Below are 19,086 nucleotides of genomic sequence, written 5' to 3' on the forward strand. Positions count from 1 at the left end.
TTATTTCGCCTTCACAACAGGCAGCATCCCCTGCGGGCGCCACATCAGGATTGCGGTCATCAGCGCGATATTGGACACCAGCGCCAGTTTCGGTTCCAAAAAGGCAACGTAGTTCTGCGTCAGCCCAACCAAGAGCGCACCGATAAAGGCGCCCTCGATCGACCCCAGCCCGCCGATGATTGCCACAATAAAGACCAGCACCATCATCCGTTCGCCCATACCCGCGGTGATCACCTCTTGGTACAGCCCCCACATCACCCCACCGAGGCCCGCCAGCGCCGATCCGGCGATGAACACCCCGACAAAGACCATGCGCAACCGGTAGCCCAGCGCCTCGACCATTGGGCCGTTTTCGACGCCTGCGCGCACAATCAGCCCCACCTTGGTACGGCGCAGGACCATGCGCATGGCGATAAACAGGATCAGCCCGATCGCCACAGCCAGCAGACGATATTTCTCCATCGCGGCCCCGGCGAAGGTGATCGCACCTTTCAGGGTTTCGGGACGATTGATGAAAATCTCATCCGGTCCCCAGACCACATGGATCAGTTGTTCCACCACAATCAATCCGCCAACGGTCACGAGGATCTGTTTCAGGTGGGCGCCATAAACGGGCTTTACGATCACCCGTTCAAACCCCCAGCCCATCGCGCCAGTGACCGCCATCGCCGCAACCACCGCCAGCAACACCGCCGCAATATTAAGGAGGAGCGAGGGCGTACCGGTCCAACCGCCCAGCGCGAGCAGGACAGACACACCGACAAAGGCGCCGACAGAGACAAAAGCGCCATGACCAAAGTTGATCACATCCATCAGGCCAAACACCAGCGTCAGACCAGAGGCCATGATGAAAATCATCATCCCCATCGCCAGTCCAGACACCGTCAGTGTCAACCACGAAGACGGCGCGCCGATGGCGAAGAAGCCCAGCACGACTAGGATCGGGATCAGCAGAACAGGCATCGCCTTGCCCAGCTGTTCGCCCAGCGACATCTTGGCAAATGTCGGTTTATGATCGGGTGCAATTGTCATCTCAATGCGCCTCCATGCTGAGACCCATCAGCTGTTCTTGCAGATCTTTACTGTCGGCCAGTTCGGCCATAGCGCCGGACCAGACCACCGCGCCGTCATCCATCACCAACGCTCTGTCACCCAGCGCCCGCGCGACGGAGAAGTTCTGTTCCACCAGCAGGATCGACGCGCCCTGCTCTTTCAGCTCGCGCAACGCCTGCGCCATGGTCGACACAATTGCCGGCGCCAGCCCTTTGGTCGGTTCATCAATCAGATAAAGCTGGCGATCCTCCGCCAGCGCGCGGGCAATGGACAACATTTGCTTCTGCCCGCCTGAGAGGTTCCCTGCCTCGCTCTTCCAGAAGGTTGCCAGCGCCGGGAAGGCCGCCAGAAGCCAGTCCTTGCGCGCAGGGTCCAGCGGGCCTGAGGTACAGCCAAGGATCATGTTTTCCTCCACCGTCAGGTCGCCAAAAATACCCATGTCTTCGGGCACAAATCCGATACCAGCACGCGCACGCGTTGCGGTGGGCAGGGTGTTGATATCGCGCCCTTCATACAGGATGGCACCCGATTTTGCGTGCCACTGCCCCATGATGGTTTTCAGCGTCGTCGTCTTGCCCACGCCGTTGCGGCCCAAGAGCATCGTCACCTGCCCGCGTGGCACGGTGAAATTCACGCCCTGCAGGATGTGGTATTGCGCGATGTCGGTATAGATGTTGTCCAGTGTCAGGATCGGGTCAGACATGATCCAGCTCCTTGCCCATATAGGCCTCTTGCACCACATCCGAGGCCATCACCGTTTCCGGATCGCCATCTGCGGCCAGCGCGCCGTTGTGCAAAACGATGATCCGATCTGCGAGGGTGCGGATCACGTCCATCTTGTGCTCAACCAGCAGAACCGTGCGTTCACGGTCGGCCTTAATCTCGGCAATCAGATCCAGAATGACGGGGGCTTCATCCACACTCATCCCGGCGGTGGGTTCATCGAACATGTAAACCATCGGGTCGAGCCCGATCATCAGCGCCACCTCCAGCTTGCGTTGATCGCCATGCGACAGTTCCGACACCAGCAAGTCCTTCTGGTTGTCCAGCCGCACCCGTTCCAAAATGGCCATCGCGGCGACGGTCAGTTCGGTGTGACTGTCGGCCATGGAAAACAGGCCAAAGCCCTTGTGCTGACGCGACTGGATCACCAGCCGGATGTTTTCCAGAACCGACAGGCTGGGAAACAGGTTGGTCAACTGAAAGGCACGGCCCAACCCACGACGGCAGCGGTCCGCAACGCCAAGACGGCTGATATCCTCACCCATCAGGGTGACGCGGCCTGCGCTGGCGGGGATCTGACCAGAGATCAGGTTAAAATAGGTGGTCTTGCCCGCGCCGTTCGGGCCGACAATGGCGGTCAACTCGCCCGCGTGGAAGCTGCATGAAACGGCATCCACCGCCACATGCCCCCCAAAGCGCACGGTCAACCCGTCCGTCTGAAGAAGTGTCTGTGTCATGGTCCTGCTCTCAGCGATCCTGCGTTTGGGGTGTTGTCTTTCGAACGGCACATAGCGCGTGCCGGATATGTGACCTGCGGCACGCAGGTTCGCCCGCCGCAGGTCCATCGCATCCAAGAAACGGGGTTACTTGTTGCGCACGGGGATCGCCATTTCGTCCATTCCGATCTCACGCACCAGAACCGGCACGCCGTAGTCCTTGCCCTCCTGCACCTCGGTGCGGAAGTGGTACATGGTCTGCATCGCCTGATGGTCATCTGCGCGGAAAGTCATCTGGCCCTTGGGCGTGTCCCAGCTCATGCCTTCCATCGCTTCGATCAAGGCCTCTGCGTCATCTGCGCCACCGGCTTTTTTGATTGCTTCAACAATCGCCATGCCCGATGCCATGCCGCCTGCGGTGAAGAAATCCGGCGGACTGTCAAACCGTTCGAAATGGGTTTTCACCAACCAGTCGTTCACCGGGTTCTGCGGAATTTCGTAGTAGTAGTAGGTCGCACCCTCCATACCCGGCAGCTCTTTGTAAGCTTTGAGAGCGGCCAGAATGTTGCCACCTGTCGCGATCTCCACCCCGAAGCGGCCAGGTTCCATCGCGTTTATCTTGCTCATCGGGTTGCCGCCGCCGGCCCAGATGATGAACAGCTTCTTTTCACCCTCAACATCCCCCATCGCGGTAAAGATACGCTCTGCCGCAGCGGTAAAATCAGTGGTGTCGGTGGGCACGTATTCCTCATGCGCGACCTTGGCGCCCGTGGCTTCCAGCGCTTCCTTGAAGGCGGCAACGCCGTCGCGGCCAAAGGCATAATCCTGCGCCAGTGTCGCGATTGTCACACCCTCGCCGCCCAGAGCCACCGCATTGGCAATCGCATCCTGAGAGGAGTTACGCCCGGTGCGGAAAATATAGCGGTTCCAGTTAGATCCGGTGATCGAATCTGCCACCGCAGGCTCGACAATCAGCACCCGTTCGTATTCCTCGGCCACCGGCAGCATCGCCAGTGCCACACCGGAACTGACCGGACCCACAGCGATATGCGCGTCGTCATCGCCGTAAGCCTCTTCCAATTGAGCGCGACCGATATCCGGCTTCAGTTGGGTGTCCTTTTCGATCAACACGATCTTTTCGCCGTTCACCTCCATGGTGCCGCCGGTGGCGTATTCCAGCCCCAGCTTCAGCCCGTTATGGGACTGCGCGGCGTAGGCCTCAAACGGGCCGGTTTTTCCGTAAACATGGGCAATGCGGATTTCCGCAGTGCTCGCGGTTGCCATCAAGGCACCAATCGCCGTCATCGCAAATGTGCGAAACATCTGTCTTCCTCCCTGGGTTCTCCTCTGCCTCAATGTGAAATATGAATCATGATTCATGTCAACGGCATTTTCGCCAACACCGTGTTTCCCACAGGCCAGACAGATCACCGCTTGCAAAGGAAAACCTGCGAGCAATGTACGAAATTTATTTTGATTTCAGTTGATTGACTGACAGAGCAGAGCACACACAGAGACACGCTGCGTTAAGCCGCGCCTTCGCAGCAAAGTGTGCCGCCAGTCGCCAGACTGGCCGTAGAACCCGCCGGAGCAGGCAAAAAGAAGAAAGTGCAATGCCCTAAACCGTGTGGGCAACAGCCTTCTCGGCAGGTGCCGCGCCAGATTGGCGAGCCGATACAAGCTGCGACGGGAACATCGAAACAATCTCAGCCAGAGAAGAAACAGCGATCAATGATGCGTCCCTCAGTGATCCCACCAAACCAATCGGACCATTCAGCCTACTGATATCTTCTTCGGTAGCCCCCATGCCCCGCAGCGTGTCACATCGCATCATATGCGTCCGCCGACTGCCCAGCGATCCGATGAATCCAGCAGGGCGCTGTAGTGCCTTTTGCAGGAGGTGTGGCTCCCAGTCATGATCATGGAACAGGGTCAAAAATGCAGTCCGACGATCGATCAAACTGAGATCCACAGCCTGATCAAAGGACCGAAGGTGCACTGACGGCTGCGTTGAAAAATGCTGTGTGGCCTCCAGATCCTCGGTATCCGGCGAGATCAGAAAAACCTCATATCCCGTCGCGTGACCCAGCTGCGCCATCGAGCGAAAGATCGCACCGCGCCCAGCAAGGCAAAGCCGCACCCGGGGTTCGTAGGTGAAATAATGCGTGTTCTGGTCTGTCGCGTTGGCCCGACAGGACAGCCTCGCCTGTCTGCGCGCATCAAAATCACGTTTTGCTTGGCGCAGCATGTCGCGGTCTGGGTCCGGGTCGATCAGCACCTCCAGCGCGCCACCGCAGGGCAACTTCAAATCGACGAAACGCGAACCTTCGCCATAGCGCACCACCTCCTTGCGATTGCCCACCAAGGCCATAAGCGCACGGTGCTGAATGTCACGATCAATACAACCGTTGGACAAGTAACCCGTCATCGTTCCATCAGCCTCGACAATGGCCAGTGAACCCACTTCGCGTGCTGCGCCCCCTTCGATCGCGATGGAGGTGATCAGGGCAAACCGTCCGTCGCCCTGAATGAGACGCGCGGCCACATCTATGATGTCGGCCACGCATTCAGCGTAGGGGCCAGTTTCAAACGGCAACATCTTGATTGACCACATCGGCAAAGGACTTGAAAAACTTCGCCGCCAGCTTTCTTGCTGTGCTTTGGATCAGGCGGCTGCCCAATTGGGCCAGTTTGCCACCGATTTCCGCCTTGGCCTCATAGCGCAGAATAGTCGTGTCACCATCAGCGGTCAGCGTCACATCCGCACCGCCTTTCGCATGACCTGCTGCGCCGCCATTGCCCTGACCGGTCAACGAAAAAGCATCCGGCGCGCCGCTTTGGTCCAAAACAACATTGCCACCGAAGCGCGCTTTGACAGGCCCAACTTTCAGCACAACCTTGGCCTCCAATTCAGTATCAGAATGTTTGATCAGCTCTTCGCATCCGGGAATGCACTGTTTAAGGACCTCTGGATCATTCAAGGCCGCATACACGCGGTCTGCAGGGGCATTGATGGTGATTTCGTCACTTAGTTCCATGTCTTGGGTATCCTTTGTTAGCAACAGGGAAATCGGATGTTGTCAGCCTGCTCAGGTGTCATTTTCCACCTTTTCCGCAGGGCCCTCAGCCGTTTGAAAAATCGGGTCATTGGGCGCCCTCCATCTCTTTTTGTCTCAACGCGGCATAGTCGTGCGGGGTGTCCACATCTGTATAGAAACCCGGCGCGCGCAGCGGCGCGAACTGGACAAGCTCCGGTCGATCCCGCGTGAGGCGCATACAGCCCGGACGGTCGGGGTTTTCTGTCAGACGGGGTCGTAGAACGCGCGGCACAATGATGGGGTTCCCGCGCACGGCGCCCTGTTTGGGCACGGTAATTTTACGGGAATCGTTGGAACGATGCCAACGCATCAGCTGCCTGAGGTCGTCTGCCTGCAGATAGGCTTGATCCGCCAATCCGATCAGCAACAGATCCGCATCAGATACCACCCCAAGACCAGTTGCGACAGACCCGGGCTGACCTTGGCCAAAGTCGTTGTTGTGGGCAAAGACAAGCGGCAGCCCGGCCAGTGCTGCGCGCACCTCGCACGCTTGATGTCCAGTGACAACAGTCAGCGGGGATGTCACGACCGACAGATAGGTTTCTGCCAGATGCCGCACCATGGGTTTACCCGCGACATGCAGCAACAGCTTGTTGCGGTCCCCCATGCGGCGAGACAGGCCGGCGGCCAGCAGGATTGCGGCAACATCATCCATCTGCGGCCACCGTTTCTGCGCGGCGCACGCGCAATAATTGCGCCAGTATCGACAGAGCGATTTCTTCTGGCGTGACAGCGCCCAGATCCAATCCGGCAGGCGCATTTACGCGGCCGGTTTTATCCGGCCCAATCCCTAGACTGTGAAGCTTCTGGGCAAGGGTCGCGAATTTCCGGCCGCTGCCGACAAAGGCAACATATCTTGCCTCACCCGAGAGCGCCGCCTTCAGCGCGTCAAGGTCGCCCTGCCCTTGTGTCGCAATCACGATAAACGTTTGCTGCGCACTGGCAGTTTCGGGCGCAATAGTGGCCGAGACAGACCAGTGAAACTGCTGGGCAAGTGTACTGAGCGCCTGTGCAACAGGAGAGGTTCCCATGACCACCAATGCGGGCATCGGCAGGCAAGGTTCAATAAAGATGTCGACGGTGCCACGTGACGGGCACCCATTGCGCGCGAAATGCGTGCCGTCAACGGTATCTCCGGGGGCTATTCCCTTTTCGGCCAGCAGGTCTTCTGGCGCGACAGATATCAGCTGCGGCGCGCCGCTTTGCAGGGCCTTGAGAGCAGCACGCTTGACCGCGCCGCGCGTACAGCCCCCGCCCAGCCAGCCATGGACAATCGTGCCGTCTGCACTCAGCAGCGCCTTTGCACCCGGCTTGGCCGCCGTGGCACCCGCCGTCCGCACGATCGTTGCAAAGGCAAAGGGCACTTGCCGCGCGCGTAACTCCTGTGCTGCATCGGCCAAACCGGTATCAAGGATCTCTGCCGGACTCATAGCGCCCCCAATTCGGTTTCCAGCGCCGCCAGATCGTCCAGCGTATTGGCCGCCTTGAACAGGTCAAGATGCGGCAGCGCCGCTGCCATGCCACCGACGACCGGCGCGTAATCACGCCATCCTTTCAGCGGGTTAAGCCAGATGATTGTGCAGCCTCGTTTTTTAAGTTTGCCCAGTGCAGCATCCAGTTGGTCCGGCGGTTCGGTATCGCAACCATCAGACAAGATCACGACAACGCTGCGGCCATTAACAAACCGTTTGGCGTATGTCTCCGCGAACTGCTGCAGCGATGGACCAATCTTGGACCCGCCACCAAACCCGTCGGCCATGAGCGACATACGCCCGATCGCACGCATCGCGTCCTTGTCACGCAAGGCTTCGGTGATCCGGACAAGGCGGGTATGAAACAGATAGGCATCCGCGTCTTTGTCGGCCCGCATCAGACCAGCCAGAAACGCAAGAAACACCTGCGCATACACATTCATGGACCCGGACACATCACACAGGGCCACGATCTTACGCGTGCGATCGGGGCGGCGTTTACGCAAAAGACGCAAAGGTTCCCCGCCGGTCGCAAGACTACGCCGGATGGTCTTGCGGAAATGCAGCCTGTCGCCCTTGCGGGCGGCGATACGACGCCGCGAGCGTTTGTCGCGCAGAGAGGCCCCCAGGCGACGCGCGACGGCCTCTGCCTCGGCAATTTCCTCGGCCCGCACAAGGTCGCGCAGATCGCGACGGCTGAGGTTACGCTGTTCGGTCGCGATCAGCTTGCCAGTGCCATCACTGTCCGTCTCGGCGTCGTCTGCATCTGGTGTCGTTGAGGTGCCCTGCGCCCCGGCATCCTTCCCATCGGCATCACGCGAACTGTGAACAGCGTCGCTCAATGTCTCTTGCGGTTTAGGAATGATACGTTGTTTTACCCGTCCTGCATCCATCCAATAGCTGTCAAAGAGGGCATCAAACCGCGCTGCCTCGTCTTGGCAACCGGTACAGATCGCGCGTAACGCGCGGCGACATTCGTCCGAAGCTGCAGCATTTACCTGCGTCAGGGCAGTCAGGCTAAGATCCGCCTCCGTCACACCCAATTTCATTCCGTTGTCGCGCAAATGCGCCATAAATCCGACGACGCGCGCGGCTGGCCCCGGATCGCGGGCGGCAAAGCGGGTGACCCTGCTCATGCTGCCTGCCCCGCAATGCGGACGGCAACGTCGGCGGTGATCTGCGCCTGATCGCTTTGGGTTTTCAGAAGTGTGGCGAGTGTCGATTGCAAGACCGCCGGACTATCGGTTAGGTCGGCAATTCCAAGTCCCATCAGCGCCGCTGCAAAATCAAGCGTTTCGGCGATACCGGGTGTCTTTTCCAGGTCCTGTTCGCGCAGCTTTTGTACGAAGCCGACAATCTGCTGTGCCAACCGCACCTCGACCTGCGGACAGCGCGCCCTGAGGATCGCCAACTCCGTCGCACGATCAGGGTAATCAACGTATGTGTAAAGGCAGCGACGGCGCAACGCGTCTGATAAATCCCGTGTTCCGTTTGATGTCAGGATCACGATCGGCTTGCAGGTGGCTGTGATCGTGCCCAGTTCGGGCACCGAGACCTGATAATCTGACAGGACCTCCAGCAAGTAGGCCTCAAACTCTTCATCCGCGCGATCGATTTCATCAATCAGAAGCACAGGAGGCTTGTCTTGAGTGATCGCCGCAAGCAACGGACGTTCCAGCAGGAAATCGCGGGAGAAAATACGATCTTCGACCACTTTACCGGTCTGGCCATCCTCTGCGGCAGAGCGGATCGTCAACAGCTGGCGTTGGTAGTTCCATTCATAGATGGCCTGCGAAGCATCCAGACCTTCGTAACACTGAAGGCGGATAAGCGTCGTGTCCTGCGTCAGGCTGAGCGTGCGGGCGATTTCTGTTTTGCCGACACCCGCCGCGCCTTCCAGCAGCAAAGGCCGCTCCAGCGAGAGCGCAAGGTGCAGCGCCACAGATAGATCGTCGGACGCGACATAGCTTTCCGCAGCCAGCGCGGATTGAAGTGTTTGCCAAGTCATCTAAAGCTCCGAGGCTGGGGCACGCAGACAAAGTTTCTGCGCGCCCCCCGTTATGGATTAGTCATGCAGACCCAGTTCATTGGCAGTCTTCCAGATCCGCCAGTGATCGTGCGGCATATTGGTGTGCCGCAGGCCAAAGGCACGGAAGGCATCCTGCACTGCGTTCGAAAAACATGGGACGCCGCCGACGTGCGGGCTTTCGCCCACACCTTTTGCCCCGATGGGGTGATGCGGCGATGGCGTCACAGTGTAGTCGGTTTCGTAGTTTGGCACTTCCCAAGCTGTTGGCAGGAAGAAATCCATTAACGTACCCGTTTTCACGTTGCCCATGTCGTCGTAAGCAATCTCTTGGCCCAGCGCGACGGCCAGCGCTTCGGTCAGGCCGCCGTGCACTTGCCCTTCGATCACCATCGGATTGATCCGCGTCCCGCAGTCATCCAGTGCATAGAAGCGGCGGATTTCGGTGACACCTGTATCCACATCAATGTCCATGACACAGACATAGGCCCCGAACGGATAGGTCATGTTCGGCGGATCATAGTAGCTGACCGCTTCCAGACCTGGTTCGATCCCGGGGATGGCCTGATTGTAGGACGCAAAGGCGATTTCCTTCATCGTCTTGAACCGCTCAGGCGCGCCCTTGACCACAAAGCGGTCCACGTCGAATTCAACGTCGTCGTCGTGCACCTCCAGCAGGTAGGCGGCGATCATCTGGGCCTTGGCACGGATTTTACGACCGGCCATCGCTGTTGCAGCCCCCGCCACCGGCGTCGACCGAGAGCCATAGGTGCCCAACCCATAGGGCGCCGTGTCGGTGTCGCCCTCTTCGATCGTGATCGAGTCTGCAGGCAGACCGATTTCCGACGCAAGGATCTGCGCAAATGTCGTCGCGTGCCCCTGCCCTTGTGAAATCGTGCCCAGCCGCGCAATCGCCGACCCTGTTGGATGAATGCGGATTTCACAGCTGTCAAACATCCCAAGCCCGAGGATATCGCAGTTTTTAACCGGACCCGCGCCGACAATTTCGGTAAAGAAGCTGAGACCAACGCCCATCAATTTGCGGGTTTCCCCACGTTTGAACGCTTCGACACGTTCTGCCTGCTCCTTGCGTAAGCCGTCGTAGTCTACGGTCTTCAGCGCCTTGTCCCAAGCGGTGTGATAGTCACCGGAGTCGTATTCCCAGCCCAGTGCGGCCTGATAGGGGAACTGGTCCTTGCGAATGAAGTTGATCCGGCGCAGCTCTGCCGCGTCCATGTTCAACTCAATCGCCAGCACCTCGATCATCCGTTCGATGAAGTAGACCGCTTCGGTCACGCGGAAGGAACAGCGATAGCTGACCCCGCCCGGCGCCTTGTTGGTGTAGACGCCATCAACCTCAAGGAAGGCGGTCGGGATATCGTAGGATCCGGTGCAGATGTTCATGAAACCGGCCGGAAATTTCGTCGGGTCGGCGCAGGCATCGAACCCGCCGTGGTCGGCGGTGACGTGACAGTGCAGACCGGTGATTTTGCCGTCCTTGGTCGCCGAAATCCGGCCTTTCATCCAGTAGTCACGCGCAAAGGCCGTGGTCATCAGGTTGTCCATCCGGTCTTCGATCCACTTGACCGGCTTGCCGGTCACAATGGAGGCCACAACCGAACAGACATAGCCCGGATAGGCCCCCACCTTGTTTCCGAAACCGCCGCCAATATCAGGAGAGATTACACGGATGTTGTGTTCTTCAATGCCCGAGATCAGGGACACAATGGTGCGGATTGCATGGGGCGCCTGAAACGTCCCCCAGAGCGTCAGCTTGCCATTCACCTTGTCCATAGACGCCACACTGCCGCAGGTTTCCAGCGGGCACGGGTGGGTGCGGTGATAGTACATGCTTTCTTCCGCGACAACTTCGGCGGCATCAATCACCTCAAACGTTGGGTCCTTGTCACCAGCTTCCCACGTAAAAATGTGATTATGGTGCTTTCGGGGACCGTGCGCACCGTCGAGGGCTTTGCCAGCCTCATCAACCGTATCTTCGCGCAGGACGACATCGGACTCCAACGACTTGAACGGATCAACGAGAACCTCCAGTTCTTCGTAGTCCACCTCAACCGCTTCGATCCCGTCCGCCGCTGCATACCGATCTTCGGCGACAACAAAGGCCACTTCCTGACCCTGAAACAGCACCTTTCCGTCGGCCAGTACCATCTGTTTGTCGCCGGCAAGTGTTGGCATCCAGTGCAAGCCAAGTGGTTCAAGATCCTTCGCGGTCAGAACTGCCAGAACGCCCGGCACCTCTAACGCTGCCGCAGTATCGATATTCTTGATCCGTGCATGAGCGTAAGGGGACCGTACAAAATCACCAAAGAGCATACCGTCCAGCTTGATGTCGTCGACGTAGTTGCCTTTGCCTTGCGTAAAACGGGCATCCTCGACGCGCTTGCGCGAACAGCCCATGCCTTTGAGGTTCTCTATCCGCTCTTCGCGAGTTGTTGCTTCGTCTTTCATTCTGCCGCCTCCTTGGCCGCATTCATCTCTGCAGCAGCAGCCTGAATGGACTTCACAATGTTCTGATAGCCCGTGCAGCGGCAGATATTGCCAGCCATACCAAAGCGGATTTCCTCTTCGGTCGGGTCGGGATTTTCCTCCAGCAGCTTGGTCGCACGGGTGATCATCCCCGGGGTGCAATAGCCGCATTGCAAACCGTGGTGTTCTTTGAAGGCGGTTTGCAGCGGATGCAGATCATCCGGCCCACCCAGTCCTTCGATCGTTGTGACATCCTTGCCGTTCGCTTGTGCCACAAACATCGTGCAGGCTTTCACCGATTTGCCATCAATGGTGACGGTGCAGGCCCCGCAATGTGAGGTATCGCACCCAATATGCGGGCCAGTGATGTTGAGCCGCTCGCGCAAAGTATAAATCAGCAACTCACGCGGTTCAGTGAGGAATTCCTCCTCCTTGCCGTTCACCGTGATTGAGTAATGTTGTTTCTTTCCCATTTCGCTCTCTCCCTCAGGCGCGTGACCAGGCGCGTTCGATCGCGCGACGCAGGATCACGCCTGCGACATGTTTCTTGAAAGCGACAGGACCACGATTGTCTTCGGTCGGGTCGATATCGCCGAGCATTGCCTCCATCGCGGTGCGGATCGCAGCGTCGTCAACGGATGTGCCGACCAGCGCAGCACCTGCGGCCTCGGAATAGATCGGTATGTCGCTGAGGTTCGTCATCGCGATGGAGGCCGACACACAGGATCCGCCCTCTTTCACGATCTGAACAGCCGCCGCTGCGGTGGCATAGTCACCAATCTTGCGCTTTTGCTTCTCATAGGCGTAGCCGCCCTTCGGGATCGGAACCGTAACTGCGGTCAGAACTTCCTCGTCCTCTCGCGCTGTCATATACGCGGCCTCATAGAACGCCCGCGCGGGGATCTCTCTCTCGCCATCAGCGCCAATGACTGTAAAGGTCGCATCAAGGCATTGCATCAACCCCGGCATATCATTGCCGGGATCGCCATTTGCGACATTGCCACCAACAGTCCCCATATAGCGCACCTGCGGATCCGCAATCTGCAACGCAGCTTCGCGAAGGATCGGTGCGACGGACGCAAGCGCCTCATTGTCGATAATATCGTGCTGGGTGACCATGGCACCGATCCGGATGCCTGCGGCGCTGATCTCAACGTCAGACATCCCACCGACATCCTGAAGATCAATCAGGTGCGGCACATCCGCCATACGAAGCTTCATCATAGGAATAAGGCTGTGCCCGCCAGCCATAACGCGGGCATCGTCGCCGTGTTCTTCCAGGATAGACAGAACACCTGCGATATCCTTGGGTCGATAGTACTCAAACCTAGCTGGTATCATCTGCTCTCCTCCTCAAAGCGATTCAACTTGCTGAGGAGGATCAACGCACACGGCGGTATGCAGACGCTTCAGAAAATCAATGAAAAACAGGGTTTTTGCACGAAATGCGCGTCAGGTCGCACGAACTGCGCTGACCTGCGACGCCAATGCGTCCTGTATTGCCTTCAACTTGGAACGGCTCACAGGCGCAGGGGGCGTGTCGGGGCCAGAGAACACACATTTACCACTGTCTTTCGTCCGCTCAAACCGGACGACGTGCTGCGGATTGACCAGATAGCTCCGATGGGTCTGAAGAAAGCCCTGCGAGACAAGACGCTTTTTTGCATCGGTCATTGACCACGCGCAGAACAACCGTTCGTCCTGCGTATAGACTTGGGTGTAATGCGCATCCGCACGGACAAAGACCACATCCAAAGCAGACACAAAAACCTTCACCCCCTCCCGTTCGCAAGGAACCTGCAACGGCAGAGGTTCGGGATCAGCAGCAACGTCATCCTCAACCGGCTGCGCCCCCTGAACAGGTCGCGGCAGATACGTCACCCCAACCCAAAGGCAGGCGCCGAACATGACGAAGCTGAAGAAGATGACACCAAGCGCAAGCGTTTCATTGCTCATCAATGGACCAAACTCAGAGCCGTTTGAAACCACTACAAATTTGGTCCCTTTCATGGCTAGGAAATGCACGCTGACCACTGCACTTGCAAAACACGCGGTGCCAAGGAAGATATTCCGGTTGGTCCTCTGGCCATATGCAATGCCAATGGCCAGAATGCACAGCGCAATGGCCACAAGTGATGAAATCGCAGCACCAAACGGCGTATAGACCGCGCGGCACAATTCAAGCCCGGCCATACCGATGTAATGCATCGCCAGGATACCCACACCAATCGTCCCGCCTGCCAGACACACCGTAAAACGGTTACGGACGGTGAAATGCAGGATAATCAGCGCAGCCCCGACAATCAGAATTGCCGTTAGGGCTGAAATCAACGTGATTGCGGCATCGTAATAGAACAAAATGGGCATCTGTAGGCCCAGCATCGCCACGAAGTGCATAGCCCATATCCCACCCCCGAGCGCGATTGCGGCCAATGCAATCAATACCTTCTTCTCGAAGTCCGGTTTTGATCCAAGATCCCGTGTCAGAGACAGACCAGTGAACCCTGCAACCAGAGCCACCAAACATGACAGCGTAACGAGGAGGGTGTTATGACTGACGTCTAAGAAATCCATGTTTGCAAAGTGACCAAAAATACCACACTTGGCAAACGCTGTGACGATTTGGATCACACAATTTTGCGAGAAAACCCCAATTTTTTGCCCCAGCCTGTCAGCAGTTTTGATCGACCAAATGGAGCAAAACGCATCTGAGTTGCTTGATCCGTCTGGTCCTGAGGAAACCGCAGAAGTCCCAGACACCGCCAAACCGTTTGATGAGATCGTCGTGGGGTAATCCCCCAATTTTTAGGAGGGGGCAGTAAAATCTGATCCTCCCCCACTGAATTGACCCGCCCGTATAATTAAGACCCGTATAATTAAGAAACGGAGGACCAAGAATGGGAAGAAAGTGTCACAAGCCGAAAAAGAGTGTCGCAAAGCTGCAGCAGGCTGAGGCGCTTTGCGGATCGGATTTCTTACTCACGCGAAGACGGACTTCGAACACCCCAAACCACCTTGCCATCCAAGGTGTTAGAGGGATTTTCCAGCCAAAAATGTAAAATGGCGGAGACGAAGTCCGCCTAAGTAGGGTCCAGAGGGGTCCAAGTGCATCTACCATTAACATTTTAGATCAATGGCTTATGGAAATACTCTTCCAGATAGGTCTTGATAAATCCCCCTACAGCCGCCCATATTGCGTGGGTAGGGCTGTGGGTAGAGGATTGCCACCATGTCGAAGAAGATCACCAAGCTTGAGGTAGACGCGTTCAACACGCGTGGTCGGCTGCGCGTTTCCGAAGGGTTGTACTTACAGGTATCGAAGTGGGGCACCAAATCGTTCGAATTCCGGTTCACGCTTGACGGTCGCACCCGCAGCATGGGGCTTGGTCCATACCCGAAAGTGTCGCTGGCAGATGCACGGTCCAAGGCGAAGCTTCTAGCGGCCAAAGTGGAAAAGGGCGAAGACCCGATAGAGGAACGCCAAGCCAAACGTCGCAAGAACACCAAGGCCGAAAAGCCCATGACGTTTGCCGAAGCTGCGTCGGCATATATCGACGCGAAAGTTGACGTAGACGAAGGCGGCTTCAAGAACCCGAAGCACCGCCAACAATGGCGCAATACGCTTAAGACGTACGCCAACCCGATTATTGGCAACGTGCCCGTCGCAGACGTGAACACCGATCTAGTTTTGCGCGTACTTCAACAGGAAACGACGGCAAAGGGCAAAGCCGGGCCGCTTTGGAATATGAAGACCGAAACCGCATCGCGCCTTCGTGGGCGTATCGAAAAGGTCTTGTCGTGGGCCGCGTTTCGCGGGCTTCGCGCCAAAGGCGACAATCCGGCAAGGTGGAAAGGGCACCTTGAGACCGAACTTGTTGCCCGCAAAGACCTGCGCAAGCCGAAGCATCATGCCGCCCTGCCATATGTGGAAGTCGGCGCATTCATGGCAAACCTTCGTGGGCGCGAAGGCGTCGCCGCAAGAGCGCTGGAATTCAGCATCTTGACCGCCGCGCGATCCGGCGAAGTGCGAGGCGCGACATGGGATGAAATCGGCCTCGACGCGAAGGTCTGGACTATCGACGGGTCACGCATGAAGGCGGGCAAGGAACACCGCGTCGCGTTGTGCGACGAAGCGATTGCTTTGCTAGAAGCCCTGCCGCGCGAAGAAGGCAACCCGCTTGTTTTCGTCGGCACCGCGAAGACGGGCGGACTTTCCGAGAACGCCATGAACAACGTTCTTAGTAGCATGGACCGCAGCGAACTTACGCAACATGGGTTCCGGTCTACGTTCCGCGATTGGGCTGGCGAAACAACCGCACACCCGCGCGAAGTGATCGAACATGCCCTTGCCCACAGCCTCAAGGACAAGGCCGAAGCTGCGTACGCACGCGGAACCCTCATGGCGAAGCGGGCGCGGCTCATGGCCGATTGGGGCAAGTATTGCGCCGTGGACCGTAGGAACGTCGAAGACGCGGGCGTTGTTCCGATCCGGGGCGCGGTCTAATGGCGCGCATCGGGTCAAAGGAAGGGCAGCTTGCCGTGTTGTTGCACGAAGCGCCCAATCGCCCCGACGCGGCAGCGGGACTAATGGCCCTCGCAGCGGACTACCTGCGCGAAGGGCAAGCATTGCCCCAACCCCTTGCCGACTATCTCGCCAACGCACTTGCAAAAGCGGCCAAAGCCGAAAGCGCGGAAAGATCAAATGTGCTGGCAACCGAACTGTGGGTGAAGCAAAGCGCCAACGCACCAATCAAGGGACGCGAATTCGACGTATTCTTGTTAGTGGTCAAGCACGATGCCAAGTCGGAATGCCAACCTAAGCCGCAGGCGAAGGAACTAGTTTCAGACGTCATGCAAGCCCTAGGCGTAGGGGAACGCACGGCACGCCAGCGTATAGCCGCCGCCCGCGCCCGGCTGAAAGATGCTGCCAATCTGTCAACCCAATAGGGCTGCAATTACTGCCCTAATAATTGCAATCGGCTTTTGATGCCGGGCCGTTCGTTTTCGGCCAAGGTCAGTCCCAATGCATCCGCATGGCTTCAAAGGAACCGACCAATGCAAAGCGCAACCACAGCACCCGCCGTCCCGGCCCACCACTCATTCGCCCGCTTGCCCGCCGCGATTGACCAATCCGGCTTGAGCCGCAGCACGATCTACGACCTTGTGCAGCGCGGCCTTTTCCCGCCGCCGATCAAGGCCGGGCCGAAGCTGGCCCTGTGGGTCCGCTCCGAAATCTCCGCATGGTGCGCAGCGCAAATCGCGGGCAAGTCCGAAGACGAAATCAAAGCCTTGATCGTGTCCTTGGTCGAAGCCCGCAAGGACGCAGCCTAAGCATTCGACGGATGCACAGTCCGTCGAATCTGCCGCAAATCCACTTAATTTCAAAGCTCTAGCTTACGGTCACGCAAAAGACTGTGGCTACCCACGCACCTACCCACAGGCCAACGACAAAATGACCGTAGCCACACGCAAGAACATACCCGAAGAACTGCGGTCGTATTCCCAATGGATATGCCACGACACAGACAAGCGCCCGATCAACCCCCACACAGGCCGATTTGCGGACGTATCAGACCCGACGACATGGGGCACCTTCGATCAAGCGTGCGCCGCGCATGATGCTGGCAGGGGTGTGGGTATTGGTTTCGTGTTCACCGAAAACGATCCGCTCACAGGGATTGACCTAGACGTACCAGAGTGCGGCACAGCGACGCCGCTTCAAGAACAAGTCTTCGCGGCGTTTCCAAGCTATGCCGAACGGTCGCCTAGCGGTCGCGGGGTGCACATCATCGTAAAGGGCCGTGTGCCCGCTGCGATTAAGGATAGCGCCCAAGGTATCGAAGCCTATTCGACGCGGCGATACTTCACATTCACAGGCGACGTGGTGCGGAAAGAACGCCCCTTGGAAATGCAAGAGGCACTGGACGCGCTCTATGCCCGGCTGCGCCCCCCGGACCCGGCTAGTTTTTACACGCACGAAACCCCGGACGATGTATCGCTAGTGTGTGACGCAGAGGCCGTAGCCTTCGTTCGCAAGTCGGAAGCCAATCGCCGCAATTGGGATGGTGAAGGCGTAGCCGATCAATCCAAGGCGTTCGGGGCCGTCGTCGGCGCACTCGCCCTAGTGGGGTGCAGCCGTGAACAGGCAAAGCGCCTCGCCCTGTCCAGCCCGCTTGTTGTCAACGGCCCGCCGCATAGCAGCGGCACCCGCCCTGAGAAGTCGGCACGGGACTTCGATAGGATATGGCCCGCCTTGGCTCGGAGAGGGGCCGTAGAACGGCAGGAACGGGCGCTGGGGGTCGATCATGGCCGACAGGTCGCCCAAACCCTCTTGACCGGCTGGAACGAACGGGGCGGAGCGGCACAGCGCCCCCGTTTCCGCGTGCAGCATGTGTCGGATATCGAAGCCCGCGAACCCGACTTCATAGTTGGCGATTTAATTGAAGCCCGAAGCTGCGTCGTCGTGTTTGGCGCACCGGGTTCTGGAAAATCCTTTGTCACACTGGACGTCGCCGCCTGCGTAGCTTCGGGTCGAGAATTCCACGGCAAGGAAGTGCAGCAAGGGTGCGCTGTTTACGTCGCAGGCGAAGGCGGGGCTGGTATCAAGCGGCGGCTACAGGCTTGGAGCAAGCACACGGGCGAAGAACTGGATAAGAGCAAGCCATTGTTCGTCATTCAATCGCCAATCGAAATGCTCAACGCGTCGGACGTCAAAGCGGCTTGCGACGCCATTGCCGAAGCGACAGGCGAATTCACCATCAAGATCATCGTGCTGGACACCCTTGCCCGGAACTTCGGAGACGGCGACGAAAACAGCACAGGCGACATGAACCGTTTTGTTATGGCGGTAGGTCGGATGATTGAGCGCTTCGGCTGCACCGTTGTCGTGGTTCACCATAGCGGGCATGGCGACAATTCACGCGGTCGCGGTTCAAGCGCATTGCGGGCAGCAGCCGACGCCGAATTCCGTGTGGAGAAAGACAACAGCACTGTGACGCTTGTCCACACGAAAGCAAAGGACGCACCAGAAAGCGAACCTATACGTTTCAGCCTAGAAAGCATCGAATTAGGAACCCGAAAAAACGGCGCACCGTTTACGTCTGCGGTGCTGATTGAGCGCGAAGAACAAGTGACACGCGCCATTAAGCTAACCCGGTCGCAGCAACGCGCCATGAAGGCATTCGAAGACGCTGCCAAAGAGCATGGGCAGTTTGCTGACGACGGCTCGTTTGTCGGCGTGCACCGCGACGATTGGCGTACGGCGTTCTATCGCATCGCAACGCAGGACAACGACGACAGCAAAAGCAAGGCTTTCCGCCGTGCCTGTACCGATCTTGTCGAGAAAGGCGAACTGGACGTGGCCGACGACGTATTCCGCTACGTAGGCTCGTTCGCTTGGGTGAAAAATCAAGCGGTTACGGCCACCCGGACCGCCGGACAGGACACGGACATTACCGGACATGTCCAAATGGCGAGACCGTGAGTTACCCGGACGGACAGGACACACCCCT

Annotated in this window: 18 protein-coding genes; 4 read left to right on the forward strand and 14 right to left on the reverse strand. The window is 58.1% G+C overall.

The window, feature by feature from the left end:
* From MHM86_RS06925 to MHM86_RS06990, 14 genes are all read right to left on the reverse strand, one after another.
* Complete coding sequence (locus MHM86_RS06925) at positions 1 to 1,032, reverse strand: branched-chain amino acid ABC transporter permease (RefSeq protein ID WP_239197362.1); 1,032 nt, start codon at positions 1,030 to 1,032, stop codon at positions 1 to 3.
* A gap of 1 nt (position 1,033) precedes the next feature.
* Positions 1,034 to 1,756, reverse strand: a complete 723-nt coding sequence (locus MHM86_RS06930) for an ABC transporter ATP-binding protein (RefSeq protein WP_239197364.1) — start codon at positions 1,754 to 1,756, stop codon at positions 1,034 to 1,036.
* Positions 1,749 to 2,513: an ABC transporter ATP-binding protein gene (locus MHM86_RS06935; protein ID WP_239197366.1), complete on the reverse strand. Its 765-nt coding sequence runs from the start codon at positions 2,511 to 2,513 to the stop codon at positions 1,749 to 1,751. The genes MHM86_RS06930 and MHM86_RS06935 overlap by 8 nt, the downstream gene beginning before the upstream one ends.
* Positions 2,514 to 2,639: 126 nt before the next feature.
* Entirely contained in the window at positions 2,640 to 3,815 is a 1,176-nt protein-coding gene (locus tag MHM86_RS06940) for a substrate-binding domain-containing protein (protein WP_239197368.1), read from the reverse strand.
* 295 nt (positions 3,816 to 4,110) lie between these two features.
* Positions 4,111 to 5,091 (reverse strand): XdhC family protein, encoded by a 981-nt coding sequence (locus MHM86_RS06945; protein WP_239197370.1) that lies wholly within the window; start codon positions 5,089 to 5,091, stop codon positions 4,111 to 4,113.
* Entirely contained in the window at positions 5,078 to 5,530 is a 453-nt protein-coding gene (locus MHM86_RS06950; protein WP_239197372.1) for a CoxG family protein, read from the reverse strand. Before MHM86_RS06950 ends, MHM86_RS06945 begins: the two co-directional genes overlap by 14 nt.
* A 106-nt stretch (positions 5,531 to 5,636) precedes the next feature.
* On the reverse strand, positions 5,637 to 6,245 hold the full coding sequence (locus tag MHM86_RS06955) for an NTP transferase domain-containing protein (RefSeq protein WP_239197374.1): 609 nt from the start codon (positions 6,243 to 6,245) through the stop codon (positions 5,637 to 5,639).
* Positions 6,238 to 7,020, reverse strand: a complete 783-nt coding sequence (locus tag MHM86_RS06960; protein WP_239197376.1) for an XdhC family protein — start codon at positions 7,018 to 7,020, stop codon at positions 6,238 to 6,240. Before MHM86_RS06960 ends, MHM86_RS06955 begins: the two co-directional genes overlap by 8 nt.
* Positions 7,017 to 8,198 (reverse strand): VWA domain-containing protein, encoded by a 1,182-nt coding sequence (locus MHM86_RS06965; RefSeq protein WP_239197378.1) that lies wholly within the window; start codon positions 8,196 to 8,198, stop codon positions 7,017 to 7,019. The genes MHM86_RS06960 and MHM86_RS06965 overlap by 4 nt, the downstream gene beginning before the upstream one ends.
* On the reverse strand, positions 8,195 to 9,070 hold the full coding sequence (locus tag MHM86_RS06970) for a MoxR family ATPase (protein ID WP_239197380.1): 876 nt from the start codon (positions 9,068 to 9,070) through the stop codon (positions 8,195 to 8,197). The genes MHM86_RS06965 and MHM86_RS06970 overlap by 4 nt, the downstream gene beginning before the upstream one ends.
* A 57-nt stretch (positions 9,071 to 9,127) precedes the next feature.
* A complete protein-coding gene (locus MHM86_RS06975; protein ID WP_239197382.1) occupies positions 9,128 to 11,557 on the reverse strand; it encodes an aerobic carbon-monoxide dehydrogenase large subunit in 2,430 nt (809 codons plus the stop codon).
* Positions 11,554 to 12,048, reverse strand: a complete 495-nt coding sequence (locus MHM86_RS06980) for a (2Fe-2S)-binding protein (RefSeq protein ID WP_239197384.1) — start codon at positions 12,046 to 12,048, stop codon at positions 11,554 to 11,556. The genes MHM86_RS06975 and MHM86_RS06980 overlap by 4 nt, the downstream gene beginning before the upstream one ends.
* 13 nt (positions 12,049 to 12,061) lie before the next feature.
* A complete protein-coding gene (locus MHM86_RS06985; protein ID WP_239197386.1) occupies positions 12,062 to 12,916 on the reverse strand; it encodes a xanthine dehydrogenase family protein subunit M in 855 nt (284 codons plus the stop codon).
* A 111-nt stretch (positions 12,917 to 13,027) separates the two neighbouring features.
* A complete protein-coding gene (locus MHM86_RS06990) occupies positions 13,028 to 14,149 on the reverse strand; it encodes an MHYT domain-containing protein (RefSeq protein ID WP_239197388.1) in 1,122 nt (373 codons plus the stop codon).
* Positions 14,150 to 14,804: 655 nt separating this feature from the next.
* On the opposite strand from MHM86_RS06990, the gene MHM86_RS06995 reads away from it, so the two are divergent.
* The 4 genes from MHM86_RS06995 (at position 14,805) to MHM86_RS07010 (ending at position 19,058) form a co-directional block, all read left to right on the forward strand.
* Entirely contained in the window at positions 14,805 to 16,079 is a 1,275-nt protein-coding gene (locus MHM86_RS06995; RefSeq protein ID WP_239197390.1) for a site-specific integrase, read from the forward strand.
* Positions 16,079 to 16,522 (forward strand): hypothetical protein, encoded by a 444-nt coding sequence (locus MHM86_RS07000; RefSeq protein ID WP_239197392.1) that lies wholly within the window; start codon positions 16,079 to 16,081, stop codon positions 16,520 to 16,522. Before MHM86_RS06995 ends, MHM86_RS07000 begins: the two co-directional genes overlap by 1 nt.
* 108 nt (positions 16,523 to 16,630) lie before the next feature.
* Entirely contained in the window at positions 16,631 to 16,906 is a 276-nt protein-coding gene (locus tag MHM86_RS07005; protein WP_239197394.1) for an AlpA family transcriptional regulator, read from the forward strand.
* A 121-nt stretch (positions 16,907 to 17,027) separates the two neighbouring features.
* Complete coding sequence (locus MHM86_RS07010) at positions 17,028 to 19,058, forward strand: AAA family ATPase (RefSeq protein ID WP_239197395.1); 2,031 nt, start codon at positions 17,028 to 17,030, stop codon at positions 19,056 to 19,058.
* Positions 19,059 to 19,086 lie beyond the last annotated feature (28 nt).

The organism is Thalassobius sp. Cn5-15, from assembly GCF_022347685.1.
Taxonomy (GTDB): Bacteria; Pseudomonadota; Alphaproteobacteria; order Rhodobacterales; family Rhodobacteraceae; genus Thalassobius.

What these genes read in the sequence shown, in the direction of transcription:
- MHM86_RS06925 (WP_239197362.1), bottom strand. Translation starts at nt 1,032, where the DNA reads ATGACAATTGCACCCGATCATAAACCGACATTTGCCAAGATGTCGCTG.
- MHM86_RS06930 (WP_239197364.1), bottom strand. Translation starts at nt 1,756, where the DNA reads ATGTCTGACCCGATCCTGACACTGGACAACATCTATACCGACATCGCG.
- MHM86_RS06935 (WP_239197366.1), bottom strand. Translation starts at nt 2,513, where the DNA reads ATGACACAGACACTTCTTCAGACGGACGGGTTGACCGTGCGCTTTGGG.
- MHM86_RS06940 (WP_239197368.1), bottom strand. Translation starts at nt 3,815, where the DNA reads ATGTTTCGCACATTTGCGATGACGGCGATTGGTGCCTTGATGGCAACC.
- MHM86_RS06945 (WP_239197370.1), bottom strand. Translation starts at nt 5,091, where the DNA reads ATGTTGCCGTTTGAAACTGGCCCCTACGCTGAATGCGTGGCCGACATC.
- MHM86_RS06950 (WP_239197372.1), bottom strand. Translation starts at nt 5,530, where the DNA reads ATGGAACTAAGTGACGAAATCACCATCAATGCCCCTGCAGACCGCGTG.
- MHM86_RS06955 (WP_239197374.1), bottom strand. Translation starts at nt 6,245, where the DNA reads ATGGATGATGTTGCCGCAATCCTGCTGGCCGCCGGCCTGTCTCGCCGC.
- MHM86_RS06960 (WP_239197376.1), bottom strand. Translation starts at nt 7,020, where the DNA reads ATGAGTCCGGCAGAGATCCTTGATACCGGTTTGGCCGATGCAGCACAG.
- MHM86_RS06965 (WP_239197378.1), bottom strand. Translation starts at nt 8,198, where the DNA reads ATGAGCAGGGTCACCCGCTTTGCCGCCCGCGATCCGGGGCCAGCCGCG.
- MHM86_RS06970 (WP_239197380.1), bottom strand. Translation starts at nt 9,070, where the DNA reads ATGACTTGGCAAACACTTCAATCCGCGCTGGCTGCGGAAAGCTATGTC.
- MHM86_RS06975 (WP_239197382.1), bottom strand. Translation starts at nt 11,557, where the DNA reads ATGAAAGACGAAGCAACAACTCGCGAAGAGCGGATAGAGAACCTCAAA.
- MHM86_RS06980 (WP_239197384.1), bottom strand. Translation starts at nt 12,048, where the DNA reads ATGGGAAAGAAACAACATTACTCAATCACGGTGAACGGCAAGGAGGAG.
- MHM86_RS06985 (WP_239197386.1), bottom strand. Translation starts at nt 12,916, where the DNA reads ATGATACCAGCTAGGTTTGAGTACTATCGACCCAAGGATATCGCAGGT.
- MHM86_RS06990 (WP_239197388.1), bottom strand. Translation starts at nt 14,149, where the DNA reads ATGGATTTCTTAGACGTCAGTCATAACACCCTCCTCGTTACGCTGTCA.
- MHM86_RS06995 (WP_239197390.1), top strand. Translation starts at nt 14,805, where the DNA reads ATGTCGAAGAAGATCACCAAGCTTGAGGTAGACGCGTTCAACACGCGT.
- MHM86_RS07000 (WP_239197392.1), top strand. Translation starts at nt 16,079, where the DNA reads ATGGCGCGCATCGGGTCAAAGGAAGGGCAGCTTGCCGTGTTGTTGCAC.
- MHM86_RS07005 (WP_239197394.1), top strand. Translation starts at nt 16,631, where the DNA reads ATGCAAAGCGCAACCACAGCACCCGCCGTCCCGGCCCACCACTCATTC.
- MHM86_RS07010 (WP_239197395.1), top strand. Translation starts at nt 17,028, where the DNA reads ATGACCGTAGCCACACGCAAGAACATACCCGAAGAACTGCGGTCGTAT.